Source organism: Pseudomonas sp. 7-41 (assembly GCF_021233075.1).
Taxonomy (GTDB): Bacteria; Pseudomonadota; Gammaproteobacteria; order Pseudomonadales; family Pseudomonadaceae; genus Aquipseudomonas; species Aquipseudomonas veronii.
Genome location: NZ_CP089551.1, coordinates 3,693,088 through 3,714,295 on the forward strand (window position 1 = coordinate 3,693,088; position 21,208 = coordinate 3,714,295).

General features: G+C 59.9%; 28 protein-coding genes. 14 read left to right on the forward strand and 14 right to left on the reverse strand.

The window, feature by feature from the left end:
- The 14 genes from LQ249_RS16480 to LQ249_RS16545 all read right to left on the reverse strand — a co-directional run bounded on the left by LQ249_RS16480 (position 1) and on the right by LQ249_RS16545 (position 12,401).
- Positions 1-324, reverse strand: coding sequence for a hypothetical protein (locus tag LQ249_RS16480; protein ID WP_232565659.1), 324 nt, complete (start codon positions 322-324; stop codon positions 1-3).
- Positions 325-373: 49 nt separating this feature from the next.
- Positions 374-1,684, reverse strand: a complete 1,311-nt coding sequence (locus LQ249_RS16485; protein ID WP_232565660.1) for a phage major capsid protein — start codon at positions 1,682-1,684, stop codon at positions 374-376.
- A 62-nt stretch (positions 1,685-1,746) separates the two neighbouring features.
- Positions 1,747-2,691, reverse strand: a complete 945-nt coding sequence (locus LQ249_RS16490) for a S49 family peptidase (RefSeq protein WP_232565661.1) — start codon at positions 2,689-2,691, stop codon at positions 1,747-1,749.
- Positions 2,688-3,959 carry a phage portal protein gene (locus LQ249_RS16495; RefSeq protein WP_079443939.1) on the reverse strand — a complete coding sequence of 424 codons (1,272 nt, stop codon included), beginning with the start codon at positions 3,957-3,959 and terminating at the stop codon, positions 2,688-2,690. The genes LQ249_RS16490 and LQ249_RS16495 overlap by 4 nt, the downstream gene beginning before the upstream one ends.
- A 172-nt stretch (positions 3,960-4,131) precedes the next feature.
- Positions 4,132-5,955 (reverse strand): terminase large subunit, encoded by a 1,824-nt coding sequence (locus tag LQ249_RS16500; protein ID WP_232565662.1) that lies wholly within the window; start codon positions 5,953-5,955, stop codon positions 4,132-4,134.
- Positions 5,918-6,451, reverse strand: a complete 534-nt coding sequence (locus LQ249_RS16505; RefSeq protein WP_232565663.1) for a phage terminase small subunit P27 family — start codon at positions 6,449-6,451, stop codon at positions 5,918-5,920. Before LQ249_RS16505 ends, LQ249_RS16500 begins: the two co-directional genes overlap by 38 nt.
- A gap of 152 nt (positions 6,452-6,603) precedes the next feature.
- On the reverse strand, positions 6,604-6,972 hold the full coding sequence (locus LQ249_RS16510; RefSeq protein ID WP_232565664.1) for an HNH endonuclease: 369 nt from the start codon (positions 6,970-6,972) through the stop codon (positions 6,604-6,606).
- Positions 6,972-7,262: a phage holin family protein gene (locus LQ249_RS16515; RefSeq protein ID WP_170060878.1), complete on the reverse strand. Its 291-nt coding sequence runs from the start codon at positions 7,260-7,262 to the stop codon at positions 6,972-6,974. The genes LQ249_RS16510 and LQ249_RS16515 overlap by 1 nt, the downstream gene beginning before the upstream one ends.
- A complete protein-coding gene (locus LQ249_RS16520) occupies positions 7,255-7,620 on the reverse strand; it encodes a putative holin (protein ID WP_056783444.1) in 366 nt (121 codons plus the stop codon). Before LQ249_RS16520 ends, LQ249_RS16515 begins: the two co-directional genes overlap by 8 nt.
- A gap of 259 nt (positions 7,621-7,879) precedes the next feature.
- Positions 7,880-8,368 carry a hypothetical protein gene (locus LQ249_RS16525; RefSeq protein WP_232565665.1) on the reverse strand — a complete coding sequence of 163 codons (489 nt, stop codon included), beginning with the start codon at positions 8,366-8,368 and terminating at the stop codon, positions 7,880-7,882.
- Positions 8,369-8,696: 328 nt separating this feature from the next.
- On the reverse strand, positions 8,697-11,387 hold the full coding sequence (locus tag LQ249_RS16530) for a bifunctional DNA primase/polymerase (RefSeq protein WP_232565666.1): 2,691 nt from the start codon (positions 11,385-11,387) through the stop codon (positions 8,697-8,699).
- The gene (locus LQ249_RS16535) at positions 11,384-11,587 is read right to left on the reverse strand and encodes a TraR/DksA C4-type zinc finger protein (RefSeq protein WP_232565667.1); all 204 of its coding nucleotides are present in this window, start codon (positions 11,585-11,587) and stop codon (positions 11,384-11,386) included. The genes LQ249_RS16530 and LQ249_RS16535 overlap by 4 nt, the downstream gene beginning before the upstream one ends.
- Positions 11,580-12,068, reverse strand: coding sequence for a phage regulatory CII family protein (locus tag LQ249_RS16540; protein ID WP_167417083.1), 489 nt, complete (start codon positions 12,066-12,068; stop codon positions 11,580-11,582). Before LQ249_RS16540 ends, LQ249_RS16535 begins: the two co-directional genes overlap by 8 nt.
- Before the next feature lie 138 nt (positions 12,069-12,206).
- A complete protein-coding gene (locus tag LQ249_RS16545) occupies positions 12,207-12,401 on the reverse strand; it encodes a hypothetical protein (protein WP_232565668.1) in 195 nt (64 codons plus the stop codon).
- A gap of 96 nt (positions 12,402-12,497) precedes the next feature.
- On the opposite strand from LQ249_RS16545, the gene LQ249_RS16550 reads away from it, so the two are divergent.
- The 14 genes from LQ249_RS16550 to LQ249_RS16615 all read left to right on the forward strand — a co-directional run bounded on the left by LQ249_RS16550 (position 12,498) and on the right by LQ249_RS16615 (position 21,205).
- A complete protein-coding gene (locus LQ249_RS16550; protein ID WP_170060872.1) occupies positions 12,498-12,998 on the forward strand; it encodes a helix-turn-helix domain-containing protein in 501 nt (166 codons plus the stop codon).
- Positions 12,999-13,198: 200 nt separating this feature from the next.
- A complete protein-coding gene (locus tag LQ249_RS16555; protein WP_170060871.1) occupies positions 13,199-13,399 on the forward strand; it encodes a hypothetical protein in 201 nt (66 codons plus the stop codon).
- The gene (locus tag LQ249_RS16560; protein WP_170060870.1) at positions 13,396-13,977 is read left to right on the forward strand and encodes a deoxynucleotide monophosphate kinase family protein; all 582 of its coding nucleotides are present in this window, start codon (positions 13,396-13,398) and stop codon (positions 13,975-13,977) included. Before LQ249_RS16555 ends, LQ249_RS16560 begins: the two co-directional genes overlap by 4 nt.
- Before the next feature lie 11 nt (positions 13,978-13,988).
- Positions 13,989-14,264, forward strand: coding sequence for a hypothetical protein (locus LQ249_RS16565; RefSeq protein WP_170060869.1), 276 nt, complete (start codon positions 13,989-13,991; stop codon positions 14,262-14,264).
- A complete protein-coding gene (locus LQ249_RS16570) occupies positions 14,261-14,638 on the forward strand; it encodes a hypothetical protein (protein ID WP_232565669.1) in 378 nt (125 codons plus the stop codon). The genes LQ249_RS16565 and LQ249_RS16570 overlap by 4 nt, the downstream gene beginning before the upstream one ends.
- The gene (locus LQ249_RS16575; protein WP_032888577.1) at positions 14,635-14,877 is read left to right on the forward strand and encodes a pyocin activator PrtN family protein; all 243 of its coding nucleotides are present in this window, start codon (positions 14,635-14,637) and stop codon (positions 14,875-14,877) included. The genes LQ249_RS16570 and LQ249_RS16575 overlap by 4 nt, the downstream gene beginning before the upstream one ends.
- Positions 14,878-14,937: 60 nt before the next feature.
- Positions 14,938-15,285 carry a hypothetical protein gene (locus LQ249_RS16580; protein WP_170060867.1) on the forward strand — a complete coding sequence of 116 codons (348 nt, stop codon included), beginning with the start codon at positions 14,938-14,940 and terminating at the stop codon, positions 15,283-15,285.
- 47 nt (positions 15,286-15,332) lie between these two features.
- Positions 15,333-16,142, forward strand: coding sequence for a DUF2303 family protein (locus LQ249_RS16585; protein ID WP_232565670.1), 810 nt, complete (start codon positions 15,333-15,335; stop codon positions 16,140-16,142).
- 73 nt (positions 16,143-16,215) lie between these two features.
- Positions 16,216-16,566: a hypothetical protein gene (locus tag LQ249_RS16590; RefSeq protein WP_232565671.1), complete on the forward strand. Its 351-nt coding sequence runs from the start codon at positions 16,216-16,218 to the stop codon at positions 16,564-16,566.
- Positions 16,563-17,498, forward strand: coding sequence for a phosphohydrolase (locus LQ249_RS16595; RefSeq protein WP_232565672.1), 936 nt, complete (start codon positions 16,563-16,565; stop codon positions 17,496-17,498). The genes LQ249_RS16590 and LQ249_RS16595 overlap by 4 nt, the downstream gene beginning before the upstream one ends.
- Positions 17,495-18,040: a phosphohydrolase gene (locus LQ249_RS16600; RefSeq protein WP_232565673.1), complete on the forward strand. Its 546-nt coding sequence runs from the start codon at positions 17,495-17,497 to the stop codon at positions 18,038-18,040. The genes LQ249_RS16595 and LQ249_RS16600 overlap by 4 nt, the downstream gene beginning before the upstream one ends.
- Positions 18,037-20,118 (forward strand): DNA cytosine methyltransferase, encoded by a 2,082-nt coding sequence (locus tag LQ249_RS16605; RefSeq protein WP_232565674.1) that lies wholly within the window; start codon positions 18,037-18,039, stop codon positions 20,116-20,118. Before LQ249_RS16600 ends, LQ249_RS16605 begins: the two co-directional genes overlap by 4 nt.
- Positions 20,115-20,969 (forward strand): DNA adenine methylase, encoded by an 855-nt coding sequence (locus LQ249_RS16610; protein ID WP_232565675.1) that lies wholly within the window; start codon positions 20,115-20,117, stop codon positions 20,967-20,969. Before LQ249_RS16605 ends, LQ249_RS16610 begins: the two co-directional genes overlap by 4 nt.
- Positions 20,969-21,205, forward strand: a complete 237-nt coding sequence (locus LQ249_RS16615) for a DUF4224 domain-containing protein (protein WP_130138087.1) — start codon at positions 20,969-20,971, stop codon at positions 21,203-21,205. Before LQ249_RS16610 ends, LQ249_RS16615 begins: the two co-directional genes overlap by 1 nt.
- Positions 21,206-21,208: the final 3 nt, after the last annotated feature.

Consider the following 21,208-nt stretch of genomic DNA (forward strand, 5'->3'; position numbering starts at 1 on the left):
TTACGGCTTCTCGTCGCGTTCTTCGGTTCCGCCCTCTTCCTGCTGTTCCGCCGGATTTTCCGGCGGCGCCTGCTCTGGCGGCTCTTCTTCCGGCGGATCTACTGGCTGCTGATCAGCGGGCTTTTGGGCCGCATTCTTTTTGCCGGCACCCTTCTTGCGGGCAGGCGGGGTGACTACCTTTTCAGTGGAAGCTTTTTCCACATAAAGTCTTGCCCGGCCCGCATCGATCAGCGCATCCGCAGCAGCAGGATCAAAGCCCGCGGTTTCCCCGATCGCGTAGCCGCGCCATTCCTTCTTGAAGGTGACGATTTTCATATCGGTCATATTGTTGCCTGCTCAAGTAGTTGGCCCCACCAAAGGCAGGGCCAGGGGATTACATACCGGCGCCCCAAGTAATACCGGTGCCCACGGAAATCGACTCGACGTGACGCGGGCCGAAGTCATGTTTGCTGATCACGCGGATCAGGGTCTGATCACGCTGGAACGCGCTGACGGTGTTACCGGCGCCATCCTTGTAGGAAGCCTCGGTGCTGATCGCAATCGCCAGCGTGGTGTCTTCACCGATGTAGCAGTCGGCGAAGTTCACGAAGTAGATCTCGGACTCGTTACCGCCAGCGCCCAGGTTGACCGGCACTTGAGTGGTCAGTGCCACTGGATAGCCCTTCAACATACCGCCGTCGATTTCTGGGTAAGCCTTGTTGCCATTGCCGTCGCGCAGCGATTGCAGCCAACGGATGATGCGTGGCGCCATGATCCAGCCACAGCCAGCCAGGTCCACGTTGGCCCCTTCCAGGCGCAGCATCATGCCGCCCAGGTACAGGTCGACAATGGCGAGCGTTGCACCAGCAGGCGCACCCATCACGTTGCCAGGCAGGGCCCAGTAGCGCAGGCCCTTCGGCAACGAGCCAGTGCCAGCGCCGCGGATGAAGTGAAGATCTTCCGACAGACCCATGCTGACCGCCAGATCGCTGCTGACCTGGGAGTCGATGCGCGGGTTAACGCCCGCATACGCCAACAGGTCATTGGAGATCGGCACGATCGCAGCCGCCTTCTTGGCGGACAGCTTGAGGTCACCGAACTGCATATCGGTGATCGCAATGTCTTCCTCGGTGCCCAGGTAGGTCACCTGAGTGTTGCCCAGCACGCGGGGCATGGTCAGGTTGCCATTGTTCAGCGGGAGGCTGATGGCGCCCATCTTGCGCACCACGGACTTAGGCCGCAGCGATTCGATAACACTAGTACTGAAATTCTCGGGCACCAGCACACCACCGGAGCCCGGGGTCACAGTGGAAAGGGCCATATGCACATCGGCGCCGTAACCGCCCGTCTTTGCCATTTCAGCAGCGACGTGCTGATTGCCACCGGCCTGGACCATCAGGCGCACCATTTGCGCCATCGCAACACCCGGCTTCGTTGGTTCGCTGTGAACGCTGATGTGGGTTGGGGAGCCTTTGTTGCCCTGCGCGCTTTCCTCGACAGGCACTGCAGCAGCTGCCGCAATACGCTCGGCGCTTTCAGCGCGAGTAATCTTCGCGGTCATTTCGTTGATCTGCGTTTCCAACTGCGCAAACTGCGACAGTTGCTCGACGGTCAGATTACCGCCGCCCGACTCGATCTGGGCCAGGGCCTGGACCTGCTCAACGAGTTTGGCGCGTTCGCTACGCATTTGAAGTACAAGGGACATGGTGCCTCCTGGGCATTAAAAAACCCGCACAAGGCGGGCTTCGACGAGTGCCGCGAACGCGGTCAGCTCAGTGTTTGAAGATTCAGTGCAGCGGCGCGAACCGCGATCCGGCCACCCTGGCGGCTCGCCCGGCTGACCGCGACAGAATGGGAAAGATCATCAACGGCCTGTTGCGGACTCTGCATTCGGTCAGCCAGCCCGGCGCTGATGCCGGCCTGGCCACGGTAAAGCCCGGCCTCGGTTGCCATGACCTGTTGTACGGACAGCCCCCGGTATTCGGCGACGGCGTTAACGAAGAGCTGGTAACTCTCCTGCACCACGTCGTTGAGGTACTTGAGCGACTGATCGCTCAAGGGCTCGTGAGGGCTGAGATCGTTTTTGTGGGCCCCGGCGAATACCGTGGTTACCTTGACGCCCATGCCCTCTTCCATCTTGGAGCGGTCCATGTGGCTTGCGATAACGCCGATGGAACCGACACCACTGGTCTGACTCACCACCAGTTCGGTACAAGCTGAGCCGAGCAGATAGCCTCCGCTGTAGGCCATGAAGTTGACGATGCCGGTAATCGGCTTCTGCTGGGCCATAGCGCGGATATCCGCCGCCAGTTCGAAAGCCCCCACGGCAGAACCGCCGGGGCTGTCGATGTCCAGCACGATCCGCTCGACCATTGGGTCAGCAACCGCATTGCGAATTTGCGCACGCAGTTGTTCATAGCTGGTCATTGTTTCGCACATACCGATATGGCTGCCGCGACTGACCAACACGCCGCTGACCGGAATCACCTCGATACCGGAGCGGGCGATTGCGGTACGACGTTCTTCTTCACGCTGCGCGATGCGGTCCATTCCGTCATCCGACCACAGGCCGGGAGCGCCCTGACCACCGATGTTGACGATGTTCAAGCTCATCACCTGGTTGGCCCAGCGAACGCCCAGGTCCAACATATCAGGCATCACCAACAGCGGCTGGTTGAACAGCAGGCTAGAGGCTCTCAGATAGTTTTTCATTGCGCCAGAATCCTCTCAATTTGTGCGTGCTGCATTTCGAGCTGCGCGCGCACCGCAGGGTTGGTCAAGTCGGCGCCGCTCTTGCCCGCGTCAACCATGTTCAGCGGCTGCATATAGATGTCACCGCCCGTCACCGGTGGCATGTTCTCCAGGCGACGGATATCGTTGGCACTCAGCCAGCCCCACTGCCGTCCAATGGCATAGGCTTCGTAGCGGCTCTTCTGGTCACCACGTAGCAACCCGGAAAGGTTGAACTCGATGAAGTAGTTGCGCCGATCGGCAGGCAACAGGAAGTCGCGCATCATCGACTGTTCGTGACGCTTGACCCACGGTAGCAACGCGAACACCACGAACTGAATCATCAGTTGCTCGAGGGTGTTGTAGTTCGACTTCTCCAGATCGTTGACCATGGGCAATGGAATCTTGTAGATCCGGGCGATATCGGTACCGGTGGTTTTGAGGATACCCAGCACCTCGGCATCCACGTTGTTCATGGAGACGGGCTTGAAGGTCATGCCCTCTTGCAGCAAGGCCACCTTCTTGGCGTTGTCCATGCCGCCGAACTTCTGGCCCCACTGATCGACGATCTTGTCGATGCTGCTCTGATCCTTAATCGCGGGTGCTTCACGCGGCCGCTCGATCACGCCGGAGACGGTCACGCCGTTGGCGAAGCTCTTGCCCGTGTACTGCCTTACGGCCTGGGCAAGCCCGAGGGATTCGGCATGCACCTCAATCGGCGAAAGCCCGACGTAGTGGTTCGTGCTGAACCACCGAACGTGGTGGACCATCCGCATAGGTAGAGCTTCCCCCCCGCCGATCCGGTAGTACGGCAGCATGTCGCCACCCTTGAGCACCTGCACCTTATCGTTGCGCAGCGGCCAAAGCGCCACAACGTTGCCATCGTCCCGCCGGTCGATGAAGCTGTAACCGTTGCCGCGCAAGCCAGCGGCGCCCTGCATGCATTCCATGAATTCATACGGAGTCTGGAAGCCGTTCGGCTGGTACCGAAGCACGTCATACGCCGGGTGGTTGATAGCCGCTTCGCGCTGGCCTTTGTCCAACCGTTTGTACATCTCGCAGGGCAACTGCCCCATGGTCTCAGCCAGCAGCGTGACGCAGTTTTGCAGGATCGGCAGCCCCAGGGCTGACTCCGGTGTGACCTTCACCCCGGTGCTATTGCGTCCACTACCGATCAGGCCGCGCCAGAAGCCGCTCCCCGTTTCAGTGAGGTTGCCGCGCCCTTCGCCGAGCACGCTAGAAAAGAACATGCTCAACCTCCTTTGGGTTTCATTGCAGCAGCTGCTCGATCCGCCAGCCGGGACCAGGCCATTAGCCCAACCCCCGCCACTACACACGCGGCAGGCACGTGGACCATCGCCACGCCGCCGACCAACAGGCAGAAGCCCAGCAGGCCGGATAGCCAGGATAGGATGACCAATTTCATATACCGACCCCTTCATCGTAGATGGATGTGCCACCTGCGCCGGCAGCTTTGCCGCTGATGCCGGTGGCCATGATGGCGGCGACGATACCGTCGATGCGGCCGGTCGCCTTTGCCTTGTCGGCTTTCCGGTTGTTGGCTGGGTCAGAAACGATCACCGCGTTGCCAGCGTTCCAGGTCATTACCGGGTTGCCGTCATGCCGCAGGGTTTCTACCGTCTCGCTTTCGACCAGTTCCCACTCAGTGGGATCGAGGTCAATGACACCCTCGCCCTCTTCCTCGGGAGCAAGACCCAGTAGCCGACGCTCGAACTCATCAACGGCTGGCCCCATGTCCTTGAAGCCCTGGCCGAACCCCACCATCTCGGGCAGCGTAATGTCGTATTCGGACATGAGCTGCAGCAGGTCTTCGATCCGCCAACGGTCATAGGCGATGCGCTCTACGCCGAAGTACGTGGTTATCGTCACCAGGCGCCGCAACACATGCAGCTTGCTGATGGCTCGACCAGGCGTTGTTTCAAGATGTCCGTGTTTGACCCACATCGCATAAGGCACCTTGTCACGGTCCTCACGGCCTTGCAGATCGTCGTCCGGGATCCAGAAGTACGGCAGCACCCGCCAGTGCGGATCGTGCGGCGCCGGCCAGAACAGCAGAACGAACGCCGTCAGGTCGGTGGTACTTGCCAGGTCGAGGCCCCCGACACAGCGCCGGTTGCGCAACATCCGCATCGGCACACGCTCTTCCGCCTGCTTCCAAACCGCCCACGATATCCATGGTGCATCGGCCTGGGTCCACTCACAGAAGTTTAGGCGCCGTACCACCGACTCTTGAGCTGGCAACCCCCTTGCCGCCTTCACCTGCTCACGCAAGTACTTACGACCCGGGATACCATCGACCTGGCCTTCTGCGATGTGATCCAGCGATGGGTTGACCTTCGCCCAGCAACTTTCGTCTTTGAACGGGTCGTCGCCCTCATCGAGCGAACAGATGAAGGCAAAGAAGCTGTCGTCATCCTCAATGCCCGCGCAGATCCGCACGCCCAGGTCGTGATACTGACCGCATACCGTTTTCTTGTCGGAGCCGCTGTTGGTGATCATCACCACCATGGCCTTGCGGCGGTTCTTGGTCCCGGCGCGCATCATGTTCACGGTGGCAGCGGTTTTGTGTTCGTGCACCTCATCGAGCAAGCCGATGTGTGGCCGTGGACCGGACTTACCTTCGTCGGCACTGATCGGCCGGAAGAACGAATTGGTGTTCGGGTAGAACAGGTTCCACACCTTTTCGTCGCGCCCCGACTGCACCAGGCGCGTGCGGAGTTTGGTGGACATGTCGACCATCGACACGGCGTCACGAAATAGGATCATGGCCTGGTCGCGCTTGGTTGCAGCGGCGTAGATCTCGGCGCGCTGCTCTCCGTCAGACACCAAGCCATACAGGCCAATACCAGCCACCAGCGGGCTTTTTCCCGAGCCCTTACCGGTTTCGATGTAGCCCAGACGGAAGCGGCGGAACCCGTCCATCGTCATCCAGCCGAACAGACTGCCGATGACAAAGGCTTGCCACGGAGCCAGCAGGAACGGCATCCCTTCGTAGTCACCGCCGTTGAGGCAAAGCACCTCTTCGAAAAAACCTATGGCTCGGCTGGCCTTGCTCAGATCCCAAATCAAGCCACGCGCTGGCCCGTGTTTGAGGTCTTGCAGGTGCCGCTTGCAGGCATTGCGGACATCAGGGCCAGCGACAATATCGCCAGCCAACACCGCCAGGGCAAACGCGCTGACGCGATCATCAGTTGAAGTACTTGTCTGCGGCGTCTCGTTGCTCATTGGGGAATAGCTCACCTTGCGGCGCCGGCGACGTTTTCAGATTGCGCCGGGACATAGGCGACAGGCCGAACTGAGCCCCGGCGGCGTTGGCGCGCTTTTCGGCGTCGTTCGCGAGTTGGCGAAGGACGTGCATTTGCTGCGCGCCGGTTTTGAAGGTCTGGATGTCGCCGCCCAGGTCATCATCAGAAGCGGCGTTGCGCTTCGTGATCAGCCGCTGGTACCGGCGCCAATCGGCGGTCGCCTGGCAGTAGGTCGCCAGCGCCATCGAATCCAATTTAGAAACGATGCCCAGCGAAATCAGCGCCGGGACCAACTGCTCCCACTCGGCAATTGCATCAGCCGAAAGCACGTCCGGCATCGGCGGCGCGCCGACCGGTACCGCCGGCGCCGCGACCTGCGCCAGAAGGTCGCTAACATTTTCGCGACCTCGATTTCCTTGCAGTAATTTCAGCGCCGCCGGCGTTCCAGGGCGACCTGAGTTTCCGTTTCCGGCCATAAATACCCCTACTTTGTTGATACCCCCCCTCCCTCATTTATCCCGACGTTGCACACGACGGGGGGCGAGCGGTCTAGAAGAAATTCGCAAAAAGGTTTTTCACCCCCCCTACCCTCCGGGGCGCGCTTTTTTGGTGCGTTTTCGGGCCGAGGTCACCGATTCCAGTGATGCCCTGGATCCACCGGACGGCCGTCAGCGTTGCAGCCAGGGACCGTGCCGGTCCGCTCCATCCGCTGCTTCGTCGAGTCGTGGCAGAACTTACAGAGGCTCGCCCAGTTCGCCGGATTCCAGAACAGCTTCCATGCAGCTTTGAGCCGCACCGGGTCTCCGCTGTCCTTAGCCTCTTTCAGCTTGGGCGGGATCTTGTGGTCGACGATTATCGCGGCAACGGGCCGATGCTCCGACGAGCACATGGTGCAATACGGATGTTCCCGCAGGTGGCCGTCGCGAGACTTCTGCCACTTGTATCCGTAACCACGCTGAGTGCTGCTGCCCCGCCGATCATCCGACACCTTGCTCATCAGCCAACTCTCCACACCCGGGCCAGATTGCCCGAACTCTGGCACACCGACCCAACGAACACGGCCAGCAGTACCACCAGAGGCCACGAGTTGCGCGGCATGATCAGTTGGCCCTTGCCGATGTAAACGATCACCGCACCAGAAGCCACCATCACCAACCAGGCAAGGCAGCTCATGTCTCGACGGAAGCGTGCGCCACGGCGTCGGAAGGTGAACAGGCGAACGAACAACGCCACACACAACCAGAACGTTGCCTGGGTTAGGACTTCCTGCATCAGGTGACTATCCATCCTGCCTCCCCTGCTGTTCAGCATCGAGACCCCGACGTTTGATAATGGCGAGCGCAACGGTGACCACCAGTACCGATGCACCGAACGCTGCCGGGCCGGAGTACTTGAACGGGCGAGTGCCCCACAGCTCCAGCTCAGCCATGCCCGGGGCAAACAGATAGCCCATCACGAACGAGACCAGCAGGAAGACAACCCGCTTCCACACAGGCAACTCCTCGGTGGTGGTGAAGAACACCAGGGCACCGGCAAGAGCACCGATCACGGCGAGCCCATCAATACCTGTCAGTAACCCAGTTACAGCAGCACCGGCACCGCCGGCCACGACAACAGTTGCAGCCGTGCTCGCTGGCTCGCCCATGCTGATAACTCCATTGCAGACACCCATCGGGCAGAAAAAGAAAACCCCGCCGAAGCGGGGTTAAGTGACCGGTCTAGGGAAACCGGGTAAAGCTGCACAGCACGTGCGAGGTCAGCGCCGAGGCGCAAATTCCATATCGTGGGGACTTTTTACCCCTCTCCGGAAAAACCGGAAAGGAGTGTTTTTCGGTTGAACTGCTCGGCGCACCTTTGACTCACTTTGACGCAACTTTGAGGTAACTGCTCCAGACGAACGGCGATCAGCACGACCTGACACGACCCACCGTAGACGCCCGCATCAGATCGGTCGCCGGCGACTTCACCCGCATATTTCGCGCACGACCTGGCGCACTACGCACGGTCAAAATCAGCTGCACCTGCTGGTGCAAAGCGTGGACCCAGTTTCTATACGTCCGATCCGCATCATCACCCAAGCCCAGCAAGGGCAACTGAGAGCGTACCGACCACGCAGGGCGAGGTAGATAACGATTACGCGCCAGCCTCGCGAGCACCTCCCCTTTTTCCGACTGCCGCTCAAGTTGCGCAAGTGCCGCAGCGACCTCCGATGCTGCGTGATCCATCCCACCGCCTGTTGCCATCATCAAATCGCGAGATCCCGGAGTGCCACGAGGGGCAGAGCCGCCCCACTCCATAATTGTCGCCATCGGGCTACCAAGACCACCGCCGTCACCTACCTGGTTGAACTGGTTACCCCAATGCTGCATCAGTTCTTCGATTTCTTCGATCATCGCCCAGCTCCCACGACCCAAACCCAACCCGACACAAAAAACGCCATACCCAACACAAACCCAACACACCTAAAACCCTTTAAATTCAATAGCTTTAAATCAAATGTGTTGAGTGTGTTGGGTGTGTTGGGTTTAACGGTTCTCGCATAAGAAAAAAATCTTGCTGCCATGGATTCAAATAACGTCGCCCATGCGCGTGCGCGAAGCCAAACCCAACACACCCAACACACAAGGCGGAAAGCCGCGAAATAGAAGGCTTGAAATTGTGTGGGGTATCGAAAACCAACCCAACACACACCCGACACACCCAACACACTTTTAGTCCGACTCATGCTGCAGCCGCCTTGATGTGGTCCCAGTTGTCGACGCTCCAGCCCGACAGGCGCGCCGCAGCCCGCCATGCAACCACTGCCTTGCCCAGGTCTGCCGACCTGAGTGATGGGGGCTGGGAAGCCTGCTCGTCGCGCGGAAAGAAGAACGCACCGAACTTGCGGTTGCTGCCGTCGGTCCAGGGGATGGCTCGGGTCTTGTCCACCTCCGAACTGATGAACAACGAGAACTTCGTCTGGCTCATCACGTGCTCTTTGTTGCGGTGGCACCACTCCAGAAACATCGCATAGAGATCGGTGGACAAACAGGCGCCCCACATATCACGCCCAAGCTCGCCGTATTGCCAGAGGAACAGGAAAGTCTGCCAGCTGGCTCGACTCAGTGCCACCAACCGCTCACGCGCATCAGTGCTGGGCGGCCTGGTGCGCTGGTCGAAGTCGCCCAGGTCAACGGACAACAACCACGCGTACAGCGCCGCGACGCCCCCATTCTCCAGCTCTCGCCCGACTGCCTTCTGGCGCTCGACCGGAAGAGTCTCCATCGGCCAGAGCACCAACATTCGCCGGTCACTGGGCGCGATCGGCCAGGGCATAATCTCGTTGCTGAGGAACGCGGCGTTCATGTGGTTGGCTTCCTCCCAACCGTTGATGAACTTCGATTCCATCCGAACCGTTTTGCCGGTCACTAGGTGCTTGATCTTGCCCACCTGGTTGTAGCGCTGATCACGGCTCACGACCTCTTCAAACACCGCCCATAACTTGCGGCTTTGCCAGGCGTTGAAGTTGCTTTCGAGCTGAGTCTGCCCGACCGTGGCCGCGTATTGCCCATAGAGCAAACCGAACGCATCGGCGAACAACAGGCTTTTGCCCGAGCCCTCCATGGTCGAGTGGGCCAGCACCGCCGTATCCATCTTCGCGCCCAGGTGCTGCAATGGGTACGCCAACCACTTCACCAGCCAATCGCGTGACGACTGGTCGTGGTTGCACAGGAATGAAATCAACCACCGCAGGTTCTCGCACGCGGCATCGTCGCGCGCCGGCTCCATGGGCAGCCCGTCGAACGTGTTGATGTAAATATTGGGATCCTTGGTCATCGTCGGGTCGAACACGATGTTCTCCACGTCGACCACGCGTCGCTCCGGGCTGTTCAACCACATACCGTACATATCACCGAGGGCCATCTTGACCGCGCCTTCGGCAACCCGCCGCTTCTTTTCCCTGTCCCAAACGTCCTTGGTACCGTCGATGTACACGTACCGTTCAATCGGCTCCAGGTTCAGCGCCCCACCCTTCTTGCCAGCCATCTTGCGGGCTTGCTCGATCTCTTTGACCTTGTCATCCGAGATCAGCTTTTTGGTGGTGTCGTCTACCCACTGTTTCGCCAATGGCTTACCGACGCGAGCCTCAAACGCAGTTTTCTTCATCACCCGCGCTTTGTCGAGATCCCACACTTGCGTGGTGCCTTCGACCAGCACGTAACGCCGCAGTACTTGTTCATAGGTCAGCACCTCCCCCGCTCCCCCGTCAGCAGCAGGAGCGGCCTCACTTGGCGGCGCGCTGGAGTCCTGCTCGCTGGCATCCGCCGATGGGGCTGGGGGAAGATCTTGTGGTGCTGGGCGCGAGGCGTGCTGCATACCCAACATCCGAGCGGCGTCCTTCACTGCCTTCGACTGGTCGCCATCGTGGTCCAGCAGGCAAAACACCTCAAACGCGTCATTCTGGTGACCGTTGGCCAGCGGATCCGCGCCGTGGTGCGAATAGACCTTGCGGTCGGTGACCGTAACACCTGGTAGCCCGGTGCTGCTGTGTGGATACAGCCATTTGTTACCGCGCTTGATGTAATCGTGGGCGCGCAACAGCTCTTCCACATCGTGGCACCGGTTGAACTCATCAATCACCGAGGGTTTGCCGTCAGCAGCTGGAGCACGCTTGATAGGTTTCGCGGCGGGCTTCTTCGGTTTCGGCGCCCAAGGGCACGCAGCCTCGGCGTTGCGCTTGAAGACGTCCCAATTCTGCCAAATGTTCAAAAGCTCGTTGGTAAGCACCGGCAGACCATCAGCAGCATTCGGCGGAGTACGCCAGATGTACGGCTTGCCAGTACCCGGATGGATCGATGGCGGGAATACGTCCTGCACCAGGCCCGCACGCAACTCAAACACCGTGAAGCGTTTATATTCCTCAGCCTCGGCTTTCGCTGCGGCCTCATCAGCAGTATCGCCCTGCTCTTTCGCCGCCTTCGCCCGAGCCATCAACGCCTTGTGAATCGATCCATCAGGGTCATTCTCATTGGGCCAGGAAAGCGAGTGGCGCGTCAGCTCGATGTCATCTGGCATTTTGAACAGCACGCGGAACCGTAGAGGATTGCCAACGATGGTCGGATAGACCACCGCCATCGCATCCAGATCGAGGCCCATCTGATCGAACAACACAAACCGCGTCCACTGCACATCGTCAACGTCCAATGAGCAAACACGGCTTGGCCCGAGCACTACGCCCAGGTTGTGATTAGGATTGCGTTGCCAGAATGCCTCGGCGGCAGCCGGGTCGGTGATGTAACCACCTGGCTTGTTCCAGCCCATGCCCTTCGGCGCCTTTTCGCCCGGGTCAATTGGGACCAGGGCAAGGTTAAAGGTTTCGATGTAGCGGCGAGCCCAGGACGCTATCGCTGTGCTGGTGGATTGCTCACTCATCGCCGCCGCTCCCGCAACCCCTGACAACTGACGCAGGTAGCACAACCCTGGATCGTCTGTTGACGAAGTAACGGGATAGGGTCATCGCAATCCTCACAGAATTGCGCGCTGACGGAGCATGTCGGGCGCGGACGGCTCGCCAATGCGAGCTGGCGGAAGTACTCGGCGGCATCGTTGGCAATATCGATATCATCAGACATGATCAGCGCCCTCCATCGCCTTGCGGGCACCAGCCATGATGCCCAGCACCTCACGGATAACGTCCATACCCCGCTGCTCCAGCAAAAGCACTTCATGGGGCTCCCAGATGTTGTCGGCGGCGCCGTCGTGCATGCAGGCCACGAACTGGCCCGACTCCTCAAGCATCTTGCCGACAGCCTTCAATGCATCAGCAGTTGCTGGTACCGGGATTGGCTTGTACCAAACCGCTCCGGCCGGCCTGACCAGCGCGTCCAGCAAGCAAGGATCGCCGGTCAGCCTGATCACCTCTTCCAGCTCATCAGGGTCCAGCCAGCGCCGCTCTTCGTCGTGCTTGACCTTCTTCTGCAGGCTGTCGTAATCGAGCACCATATCAAGTGCCAAAGCAGTCACGCCGCCCCGGTAATCATGGGCCGCGCGGTAGATCGCTTTGCGGAGAGAAAGAACCGGCCCTGCGGCCGGTGATTGATCTGTTCGACTCATAACCGTAAATACTCCATTTACGGCCTAGCCATAGAAACGGGCACGCCCTATCCTACGACCACGACCGATGTGCATGTGCTGTGTGTCGTCGTAGCCGGTCTGGGGGATCTTTGGTGAGAGGCCCCAGACCGGCACCCTTTATGCGCTTTTCAATCGATCTGACTCGACTTCCTGCGTATAAAAATTCTCAATGGCTTTGCCCAATTCGTATCTAACGTCCGCACCATTGACAGCCCGAAAAATGGTTGGCTGTGTGGTGCCAATCTGGACGGCAATACCGCGCTGGGTATGTCCTCGGCTCAGAAGCTCTTTCAGCATTTGTTGGATATTCATCGTGGCTGCCAATGCGTTTATTCGTTTCGAATCATACGCACACGTATACACCCATGCAATAGAATACGGTCGTGTATTTTTAATGAGGGTGCCCAGATGCTTCGCAAACGAATAGCCGACCGCATGACCGAACTTGGTCTATCGCAAACGGAACTCGGGCGCCTCTCAGGCGTTCCGCAACCGACCATTCATCGCATAATGTCGGGCGAGTCGCAGAGCCCACGACAGCAGAATGTCGAAAAGATAGCCAAGGCGCTGTCCGTCACCGCAACCTGGTTATGGACCGGTAGGCAGGACTCAGTACTCATACCTCGAGAATCGATAAACACCAATGACGACAGCGTTGCTATCGCGGCCAAACGCCCGCCCAGCAAGGCAAACAAGCCAAGAACCAAGCTGGAAATTAAGGTTGTCGACGATGTAGGGAGTAAAACCTTTACGTCTCTTGAGCAAGAAAAGCTGCTCGTTCAAGCTCTCCAAGGTTTCATCCAGCAATACGTTTACGAGATCTACGACGACCAACCTGAGCTTATCGAACTGATCAGCACGTATCGCCTCTCTGAACTGAAATTCCTATTTGTCGGCCCGGCGAAGTAAATATTAGACGTCATAATTCACTCACGAAACCCTGCGCGGCCCGCCAAAACTGCCACCTACTAACTGCCCGCCTTAACCCCCTCCAAAAGAGTCAAGACCCACAACCATTCCGAAACGTATATTTTATTCGCTAACGTATTGACTGAATCGAAACGTATGTATAGCCTCGCTCGTACTCCTCTCACCAAAGAGTACGAACCATGCAAACGACACAGCACAGCAACACCCGCTGCCCGGTCTACCTTCACCCGGCGGCGGCAACCAGCCCCGCCGCCGTAGAACGTATCCAGCGCAGCACCGGCCTTCTGGTCATCGTCAATCTGGGTCGCGCCACCGTTGCACGCGCCCCTGCAGCGGTTGCCAGCGATGACCAGGGCCCATGGGGAGGCGACGCAGCATGAAGCCTCTTCTGATTGGCCTCACTGGCCGTGCCCGCTCCGGCAAGTCGACCGCCGCCGAGCACCTGGTTGGCACTTACCTGCTGGAGCACTACGCATTCGCTGATCCGCTCCGCGATGGGCTGATGGCGATTTTCAACCTCGACCCTTCAGACTTCGAAGGCGACCGCAAGGAGCAGCCACTGGCCTGGCTGGAACGTTCGCCGCGCCAACTGATGCAGTCGATGGGCACCGAGTGGGCACGCAACACCGTGCACCCAGATGTCTGGGTGAAGCTCGCCGAACAGAACCTCGACTACATGATGAAGGCGTTGGGCGCGGTAATCGGTTTCGTCGTCAGCGACGTGCGCTTCGAAAATGAGGCCCACCTCATTCGACGCCGGGGCGGCACCGTCATCCACATCGGCCGCAACGCCGCGCAAGCGGTGAGCCCACACATCAGCGAGGCCGGGGTAACCGTTCGCCAGAACGATCTGATCCTGCGCAACAACGGCACAGTTGATGAGTTCCTGCGCTCGCTGGACGAGGTGTTCCTCATGATTCGCGAGCGCCACCAGCGCGCCGATCAGCTCTCAGCCTGAGGCCAGCAGCCATGAACCGCACCCTGGATCAAACAGCCGCTTTGCTCGGGCTCAAGCCCCGCGCCTTCCGCACCAGGTTGCGGGAACTCGGCGTGATCAATTCATCCGGCGACCTGGCCGCAGCTCACCGCGAGCGCGGCTACCTGTTTTCCGACCCGCGCAGCCGCTGGAATCCAACACTCTGCAACTACACCCACTACTCCGTAGTAATGGTCAAGGAAGCGGGTGTTGAGTGGATCGCCAAGAAGCTGGACATCTCCATCACCAAGAAGGACGCAGCAGCATGAAGACGCCGAACGCCATCAATTCCGCTGTAGGCGCCTTGAAACTGGTGCCGATGCACCTCAACCACCCAACGGTGATCAGCCGCGCCACGCTGATTGGCGCCTCGGCCGAAGCTGTCGCGCTGCTGGAGTCATTGCCCTGCGTGTCGGTCGAGTTGGCCGAAGTGTTCCGCTGCGTCGACGCAGTGATTTCTGACGGTCAAGTCGCCTACGTGACCCCGGTGAAGTGCCCGGAATACCCATACGGCGCCGTCGTCGCAGACGCCGAGGGCAACGTCCTGGCAGCGGCCAAGGGCAAGAGCAAAGAAGGTCTCGCCGAACTGATCCGCCTCAAGCTGGTGCCCCGAAAGGAGGGGCATGGGGAGGAGCGCGCGTGACCACCACCCTGGAACAACTCCGGCGCCAGTTCGCCACGCCGTGCCCAACCTTGACCGCTGTACGTGAACAGTACTTTACGCACATCCGCACCGACCGCTACCTGCTGAGCGAAATCAAGGCCGGTCGGATCGCCCTAGTGGTCAAGCGCCTGCACTGCTCGGCCCGAGCCAAGCCAGTCGTTTACCTGCACGACCTGGCCGACTACCTCGACGCCCAAGCGACGAAGCAAGCGGCCTGATTCAAACGGTAGCCCCTGCCGACCAGGGACAAACAGCAACTCACCAATGAGGCACAGCACATGAAAGCTACCAACACCGCCGAGTTTATTGGCGAACTCAATGCCGGCGTCTTCGCCAGTCAAATCGGTCACGCCCTCTCGGAAGTCGCGGCCGGTGTCGTCGACAACAAGAAGGTCGGCACGGTCACGCTCACCTTCACCATGAAGCAGATCGCCGACAGCCATCAGGTCACCGTCAACCACAAGCTCGCCTACAAGGTACCGACCAAGCGCGGCAGCCGCAGCGAAGACACCACCCTCGACACGCCTATGCATGTCGGCTCGGGCGGCTGTCTTACGCTGTTCCCCGAAACACCTCATGCCGATCAGATGTTTTCTCGCGAAGACGCACCGATTCACGCCAAGTAGTAACGCTTCACCGCTCCATACCTCTCACCAAAACAGGAATAGATCCAATGGAAGCTCGTGCAATTCAACTCATTCAAGACACCGCCCTGCTCGCCCACGCCAAATCGTTGGGCACCTTCACGCCAGTTCTGGCGCTGCCGGCCGACGTCAAGATCCACAGTATTGAAAAGTTTCAGGAGCTGCGCAGCCGCTTCCGTGGCTCGCTGGCCACCCACTCGTTGAAAGACTTTGCGGACTATGTGATCGCCGCCAAAGGTCCAGCAGTCGCGGGCTTTGTAGACGGTGACTCGATGGCCTGTACCGTGTACTTCAACCTCGGCACCGCAACGGAGCCGGGCCATGGTGACTACACCGCAACCCTCGGCCTGAAAAAGACTGCTGCGTTCCTCGCACTTGAATGTGCAGCACAACGCCAGCACGCCCAGAAGGATCTTAGCGACTGGATCGAGGACTGGGCACCGAACCTGAAAGCCCTGGACGCTGACGACAAAGAGATTGACCTGCGCAAGGCTGCCGGCGCGATTCGCTCCATTAGCATCGAACAAGCGCGCAAGAGCGAACACGTAGTTGGCGACATGAGCGCTTCCCGTTCGGCGATGGACCAGATCGAGGCCAAGTCGTCCGAAGGTCTGCCGGCTGAATTCCTGTTCACTGTGGCCCCTTACGAAGGGCTGATCGCACGCACCATCCGCTTGCGCGTAGCCGTGCTGACTGGCGGCGATAAGCCCGCACTCCGCCTGCGCTGGATTGGCGAAGCTCAGCTGCGCGAAGACCTGGCGCAAGAGTTCAAACAAGTCGTTCAAAAAGAAGTCGGCGGTTCCGCGACCTTGACGATCGGCACTTTCAACCTGGGTTAACAACCTGCAACACCCCGCCGCCGTCCTCTCACCAAAACTGTCCGGCGGCGGGCTCTAACGAGGCATACAGCACATGCAAATCGAAACCTACATTATCGTCGCCGGCCTGCTCGTGGGCTGGATTGCGACCGCTTTCTTTCTGATCAAAGCAGGCAAGAAAGCATACGCCCGCGGCTTTGATCGTGGCGTTAACCTGGCACGCGAGCAGCATGCCGCTTCGCCAGCCTGCACCATTGCCGACCATGAACTGATGACCAGGATCACTACTTCACTTGGGCTTGCCGTTGAGACCTGGCAGGCGTTCCCTGGCACAGAAATCATGGTCGCCAGGGTGAACAAACAGCGCCGACAGCTGACCGCCTTCGCCGCGAAGATGTGGTTAGCGGCATATCCAGCGCCACTCAACGCGGAGAATGCAGCATGAAAAAAATCTGCATCTACCACGGCAACTGCGCAGACGGATTCGGCGCCGCATGGGTTGTTCGCAAAGCCCTCGGTAACGATGTCGAATTCATTCCGGGGATTTACGGTCAAGAGCCGCCAGACGTGACCGGGAAAGACGTTGTCATCGTCGATTTCAGCTACAAGTACGACGTGCTTCGGGCGCTCGCCGTCTCCGCCAACAGCATCATCGTGCTCGACCACCACAAAAGTGCGGCCGATGACCTGGTGCGTTTCGAACAATTCCACGCCGGCGTCGAACACGATGCTTACCAGGACGCTGGCCCCCAATTGCTCGGCTGGAAAACAGCTCTCAAATTTGCTCGAAATAAAAACTGCCCAGCAATTGCCTGCTGCTTTGATATGAACCGCAGCGGCGCAATGCTCGCCTGGGATCATTACTTTCCAGGGCAAGAGCCGCCGCAACTGCTGCGCCACATCGAAGATCGAGACCTGTGGCTGTTCAAGCTGGACGGCACCCGAGAGATTCAAGCCAACCTCTTTAGCTACCCGTATGACTTCGAAGTCTGGGATCAGCTGATGGCTACCGACGTCCAGACCCTGCGCTCAGACGGTGCCGCGATCGAGCGCAAACATCATAAGGATGTGGCCGAACTGGTTGCCGTAACGAAGCGTCGCCTGATGATCGGCGGGTACGACGTACCCGCTGCCAGCCTGCCCTACACATTGACAAGTGACGCAGGCGCCTTAATGGCCCAGGGCGAGCCATTTGCCGCCTGCTACTGGGATACACCGAGCGGTCGCTCGTTCAGCCTTCGCAGCACGGATGACGGTATGGATGTGTCAGAGATCGCCGGCCAATACGGCGGCGGCGGCCACCGAAATGCCGCAGGGTTTCGCGTTTCGTTTGACCATGAACTGGCCGGCGCGACCACCACTGGAGGTGCAGCATGACTTGGAGCCTCACCCAAAGCGGCCAGCAGTTCGACCTGCTGCGCCCAACCGCATCCATGATCAAGCCGGTGGATATCGCTCACGCCCTGTCGCGCTTGTGCCGATTCAACGGGCACACACGCGCTCATTACAGCGTGGCGCAACACAGCTTGATTGTTGCCAGCCTGGTACCCACCGAGCACCAGCTGGTGGCGCTACTGCACGACGCGACCGAAGCCTACATCGGTGACATGACACGCCCGCTCAAGGCCGTAATGCCTGAATACCAGTACGTCGAGAATCAGATCTGGCTCGCCGTGTGCGAGCGGTTCGACATCCAGATCGACCTGCCAGCCTGCGTGAAACAGGCCGATATGGTCGCCCTGGCCACCGAACGCCGCGACCTAATGCCAGAGCACCCCGGCGAATGGGATTGCCTACGCGGCGTCCAGCCGATGAAGGAGACCATCATCCCGTTTTCGGCCGAATCCGCATCAATGATGTTCTTCTCGCAATTGATGGCGTCAATGCAGAGCTCTCACCGCCGGAGGTTATCGGCATGACCTCACTTAAGAAACAACCGTTCGACTTCAAAACCCAATACGGCCTGGGCTTCAACGCCCAAGACGATGAAATCGTCGTGGACTTCTTCTGCGGCGGTGGCGGCGCCGGTACCGGCCTAGAGATGGGCCTGGGTCGCCCTGTCAATGTCGCGAAGAATCACAACCCCAACGCTATCAGCATGCACACCATCAACCACCCCGGCGCGGTGCACTACACGACCGATGTGTTTGAAGGCGACCCCGACACCGAGTGCGGCGGCAAGGCCGTGGGCTGGTTCCACATGTCTCCGGACTGCACGCACCACAGCCAGGCTGCTGGCGGACAACCGCGCAAGCGCGAGATCCGCAACCTGTCGTGGATCGGCCTCAAGTGGGGAGGAAAGAAGCGGCCCCGGGTAATCAGCCTGGAGAACGTGAAACAGATCCTGCAGTGGGGCCGATTGATCGCCAAGCGTGACAAAGCCACCGGGCGGGTGCTGACCTTGGACCAGGTGCCACACCCGACCAAGAAGGGAAAGACCACCAACCGAATCGCAGCACCTGGGGAGCAAGTGCCGGTATCGAACCAGTTCCTGGTCCCTGATCCGAAACAGCGCGGACGCACTTGGCGCCGATTCGTGGCGCTGCTGGAAGGGATGGGTTACGTCGTCGAGTGGAAGGTAATCAGGGCATGCGACTTCGGTGCACCGACCAGCCGGGCGCGCCTGTTCATGATTGCCCGGTGCGATGGCCAGCCGATCGTATGGCCGGAGCCAACACACGCCAAGAACCCCACCAAGGGCCAGCAGAAGTGGAAAACCGCCGCGGACTGCATCGACTTCACGGACCTGGGCAAAAGCATTTTTGGACGCAAGAAGGACCTGGCCGACGCAACGTTGCGCCGGGTCGCCAAGGGCATGAAGAAGTTCGTCATCGACAACCCAGCACCTTTCATTGTGCCGATTGCGAACTGGTCGGGTGAGTCGGTGCAGTCTGCCGATGAGCCGCTGCGCACAATCACCTCCTATCCAAAGGGTGGCGCCTTCTCCGTGGTCAGCCCGGTGATCGCGCCGGCAACTCACCAAGGCAGCGACCGGATCAACGACCCGCTCGACCCGCTGCCTACGGTGACCTGCGCAAATCGTGGCGAACTGACGCTGATCAGTCCTGTGATGGTTGGCGCTGGCGGGCCTGTGTATGCAGGGCACCCCGTATCAGCGGACCAGCCGATCGGCACACTCATGACTCGCAGCCACCGCGCAGTTGCATCGGCTTGCATCGTCCAGGCCGGGCACGGCGAAGGCTCTGGCGCAAACAAACGCCGCTCACATGGGGTGAACGACATCTGCGGCCCGATCGGCACCATCACTGCCAGCGGCGGCGGCCAGGCCGTCAGCGCCGCGGTGATGATCCAGGCGAACGGCGGGTTCAACACCACGCACGCAAAGGACATGTGCGAGCCGATGACCACGGTTACCAACACCGGCAGTCAGCAGCAATTGGCAGTGGCGAACCTGGTGCACTTGCGCGGCAACTGTGATGCGCGCGACCTGAGCGACCCGCTGCACACCGTCAGCGCCGGTGGACAGCACCACGGGTTGGTCAGCGCGTTCATGGAGCGGGCATTCGGTGGCAGCGTGGGCCAGGGCCTGGATGATCCGGCGCCGACCACCACCGCCGGCGGCGGCGGTAAAAGTTCCCTGGTGTCGCTCACGCTATCGCCAGAACACGAAGCCGGAGCCCTCCGGGTAGCTGCGTTCCTGATCAGCTACTACGGCACCGAGAACACCAGCGCCTGCGATGCGCCGTCGCCGACCATCACCACCAAGGACCGGCTGGCCCTGGTCACGGTAATGGTGAAGGGCACGCCCTACGTGATCGTCGACATCTGCCTGCGGATGCTCAAGCCGCCAGAGCTGTACAAGGCCCAGGGCTTCCCCGCGGGCTACATCATCAGCCACGGCGCCGACGGCAAGCCGTTCAATATCACCCAGCAGGTGCATATGTGCGGGAACAGTGTCAGCCCGCCGCCTATGTGTGCGCTGGCGATGGCGAATGACCCATGGCAAATCACCATGCAACAGCGGGAGGCAGCATGACTATCACAACCCCCGTCATCCGCTACCACGGCGGTAAGTTTCGGCTTGCCCCCTGGGTTCTGCAGCACTTTCCCGCGCACACCTGCTACGTGGAATCATTCGGCGGCGCCGCCGGCGTTCTGATGCAGAAAAGCCGCAGCTATGCCGAGGTCTACAACGACATGGATGGCGATATCGTCAACCTGTTCCGCGTGTTCCAGGCCGAGCAATCGCGCAACGCATTGGCCGAGCTGCTCGTGCTAACTCCCTACTCGCGCGAAGAGTTTGAACTGGCATGGCAACCCACTGACAACCAGATCGAACGCGCCCGGCGAACTATCATCCGCGCCCAGATGGGCTTCGGATCCGCAGGCGCAACCAAGGGCATCACCGGATTTCGCATCGATACCAAGCGCAAATACGGGACGGCCCAATCCCTATGGACCAAATACCCGGAACAGATCGCCGTGATCGGTCAACGCCTGGCAGGCGTGCTGATTGAGAACCGTCCCGCGATCGAGGTGATCAAGGCCCACGACGATTCCGGCACGCTGCACTACGTAGACCCGCCATACATGCATGGCACGCGTTACAAGAACGCCGTGTCCGGGCGCTATTACCGCCACGAAATGACCGACGCGGACCACCGCGAGTTGATTGGCACGCTCCTTGAGGCAAAGGGAATGATTGCACTCTCTGGGTACGACAGTGAGATCTACCGCGAGCTGCTCATAGGGTGGTCAATGAACAGCACCAGCGCGCGGATATCTGCCGGCCGAGGGACCAGCAGCAGGCAGGAATGCTTGTGGCTGAACCCTGCATGCATGAATGCCCTACATCGGTCAGGCTTACAACTTGGAGCAACGGCATGATGGAATTTCAAAGCGAAACTCTGACCGACGAAGAGCTGGCCACCATCACCGGTTATCAGATCCCGTCGAAACAAATCCAGTGGTTGATCGATAACCACTGGGAACATGTCCTGACCGGCGCCCGCCGCCCGATTGTGGGCCGGGTGTATGCCCGAATGAAACTGGCGGGCGTCACGCCCTCTGCGGTGAACCCTGCGGCCGAAACCTGGACGCTCGACCTGGCAAACGTGAGCTGATCA

What these genes read in the sequence shown, in the direction of transcription:
- LQ249_RS16505 (WP_232565663.1), bottom strand. Translation starts at nt 6,451, where the DNA reads ATGGCCGGAAACGGAAACTCAGGTCGCCCTGGAACGCCGGCGGCGCTG.
- LQ249_RS16495 (WP_079443939.1), bottom strand. Translation starts at nt 3,959, where the DNA reads ATGTTCTTTTCTAGCGTGCTCGGCGAAGGGCGCGGCAACCTCACTGAA.
- LQ249_RS16600 (WP_232565673.1), top strand. Translation starts at nt 17,495, where the DNA reads ATGACTTGGAGCCTCACCCAAAGCGGCCAGCAGTTCGACCTGCTGCGC.
- LQ249_RS16550 (WP_170060872.1), top strand. Translation starts at nt 12,498, where the DNA reads ATGCTTCGCAAACGAATAGCCGACCGCATGACCGAACTTGGTCTATCG.
- LQ249_RS16490 (WP_232565661.1), bottom strand. Translation starts at nt 2,691, where the DNA reads ATGAAAAACTATCTGAGAGCCTCTAGCCTGCTGTTCAACCAGCCGCTG.
- LQ249_RS16565 (WP_170060869.1), top strand. Translation starts at nt 13,989, where the DNA reads ATGAACCGCACCCTGGATCAAACAGCCGCTTTGCTCGGGCTCAAGCCC.
- LQ249_RS16535 (WP_232565667.1), bottom strand. Translation starts at nt 11,587, where the DNA reads ATGTCTGATGATATCGATATTGCCAACGATGCCGCCGAGTACTTCCGC.
- LQ249_RS16560 (WP_170060870.1), top strand. Translation starts at nt 13,396, where the DNA reads ATGAAGCCTCTTCTGATTGGCCTCACTGGCCGTGCCCGCTCCGGCAAG.
- LQ249_RS16520 (WP_056783444.1), bottom strand. Translation starts at nt 7,620, where the DNA reads ATGGGCGAGCCAGCGAGCACGGCTGCAACTGTTGTCGTGGCCGGCGGT.
- LQ249_RS16485 (WP_232565660.1), bottom strand. Translation starts at nt 1,684, where the DNA reads ATGTCCCTTGTACTTCAAATGCGTAGCGAACGCGCCAAACTCGTTGAG.
- LQ249_RS16615 (WP_130138087.1), top strand. Translation starts at nt 20,969, where the DNA reads ATGGAATTTCAAAGCGAAACTCTGACCGACGAAGAGCTGGCCACCATC.
- LQ249_RS16500 (WP_232565662.1), bottom strand. Translation starts at nt 5,955, where the DNA reads ATGAGCAACGAGACGCCGCAGACAAGTACTTCAACTGATGATCGCGTC.
- LQ249_RS16570 (WP_232565669.1), top strand. Translation starts at nt 14,261, where the DNA reads ATGAAGACGCCGAACGCCATCAATTCCGCTGTAGGCGCCTTGAAACTG.
- LQ249_RS16480 (WP_232565659.1), bottom strand. Translation starts at nt 324, where the DNA reads ATGACCGATATGAAAATCGTCACCTTCAAGAAGGAATGGCGCGGCTAC.
- LQ249_RS16510 (WP_232565664.1), bottom strand. Translation starts at nt 6,972, where the DNA reads ATGAGCAAGGTGTCGGATGATCGGCGGGGCAGCAGCACTCAGCGTGGT.
- LQ249_RS16545 (WP_232565668.1), bottom strand. Translation starts at nt 12,401, where the DNA reads ATGAATATCCAACAAATGCTGAAAGAGCTTCTGAGCCGAGGACATACC.
- LQ249_RS16555 (WP_170060871.1), top strand. Translation starts at nt 13,199, where the DNA reads ATGCAAACGACACAGCACAGCAACACCCGCTGCCCGGTCTACCTTCAC.
- LQ249_RS16605 (WP_232565674.1), top strand. Translation starts at nt 18,037, where the DNA reads ATGACCTCACTTAAGAAACAACCGTTCGACTTCAAAACCCAATACGGC.
- LQ249_RS16515 (WP_170060878.1), bottom strand. Translation starts at nt 7,262, where the DNA reads ATGGATAGTCACCTGATGCAGGAAGTCCTAACCCAGGCAACGTTCTGG.
- LQ249_RS16585 (WP_232565670.1), top strand. Translation starts at nt 15,333, where the DNA reads ATGGAAGCTCGTGCAATTCAACTCATTCAAGACACCGCCCTGCTCGCC.
- LQ249_RS16530 (WP_232565666.1), bottom strand. Translation starts at nt 11,387, where the DNA reads ATGAGTGAGCAATCCACCAGCACAGCGATAGCGTCCTGGGCTCGCCGC.
- LQ249_RS16610 (WP_232565675.1), top strand. Translation starts at nt 20,115, where the DNA reads ATGACTATCACAACCCCCGTCATCCGCTACCACGGCGGTAAGTTTCGG.
- LQ249_RS16595 (WP_232565672.1), top strand. Translation starts at nt 16,563, where the DNA reads ATGAAAAAAATCTGCATCTACCACGGCAACTGCGCAGACGGATTCGGC.
- LQ249_RS16590 (WP_232565671.1), top strand. Translation starts at nt 16,216, where the DNA reads ATGCAAATCGAAACCTACATTATCGTCGCCGGCCTGCTCGTGGGCTGG.
- LQ249_RS16580 (WP_170060867.1), top strand. Translation starts at nt 14,938, where the DNA reads ATGAAAGCTACCAACACCGCCGAGTTTATTGGCGAACTCAATGCCGGC.
- LQ249_RS16525 (WP_232565665.1), bottom strand. Translation starts at nt 8,368, where the DNA reads ATGATCGAAGAAATCGAAGAACTGATGCAGCATTGGGGTAACCAGTTC.
- LQ249_RS16540 (WP_167417083.1), bottom strand. Translation starts at nt 12,068, where the DNA reads ATGAGTCGAACAGATCAATCACCGGCCGCAGGGCCGGTTCTTTCTCTC.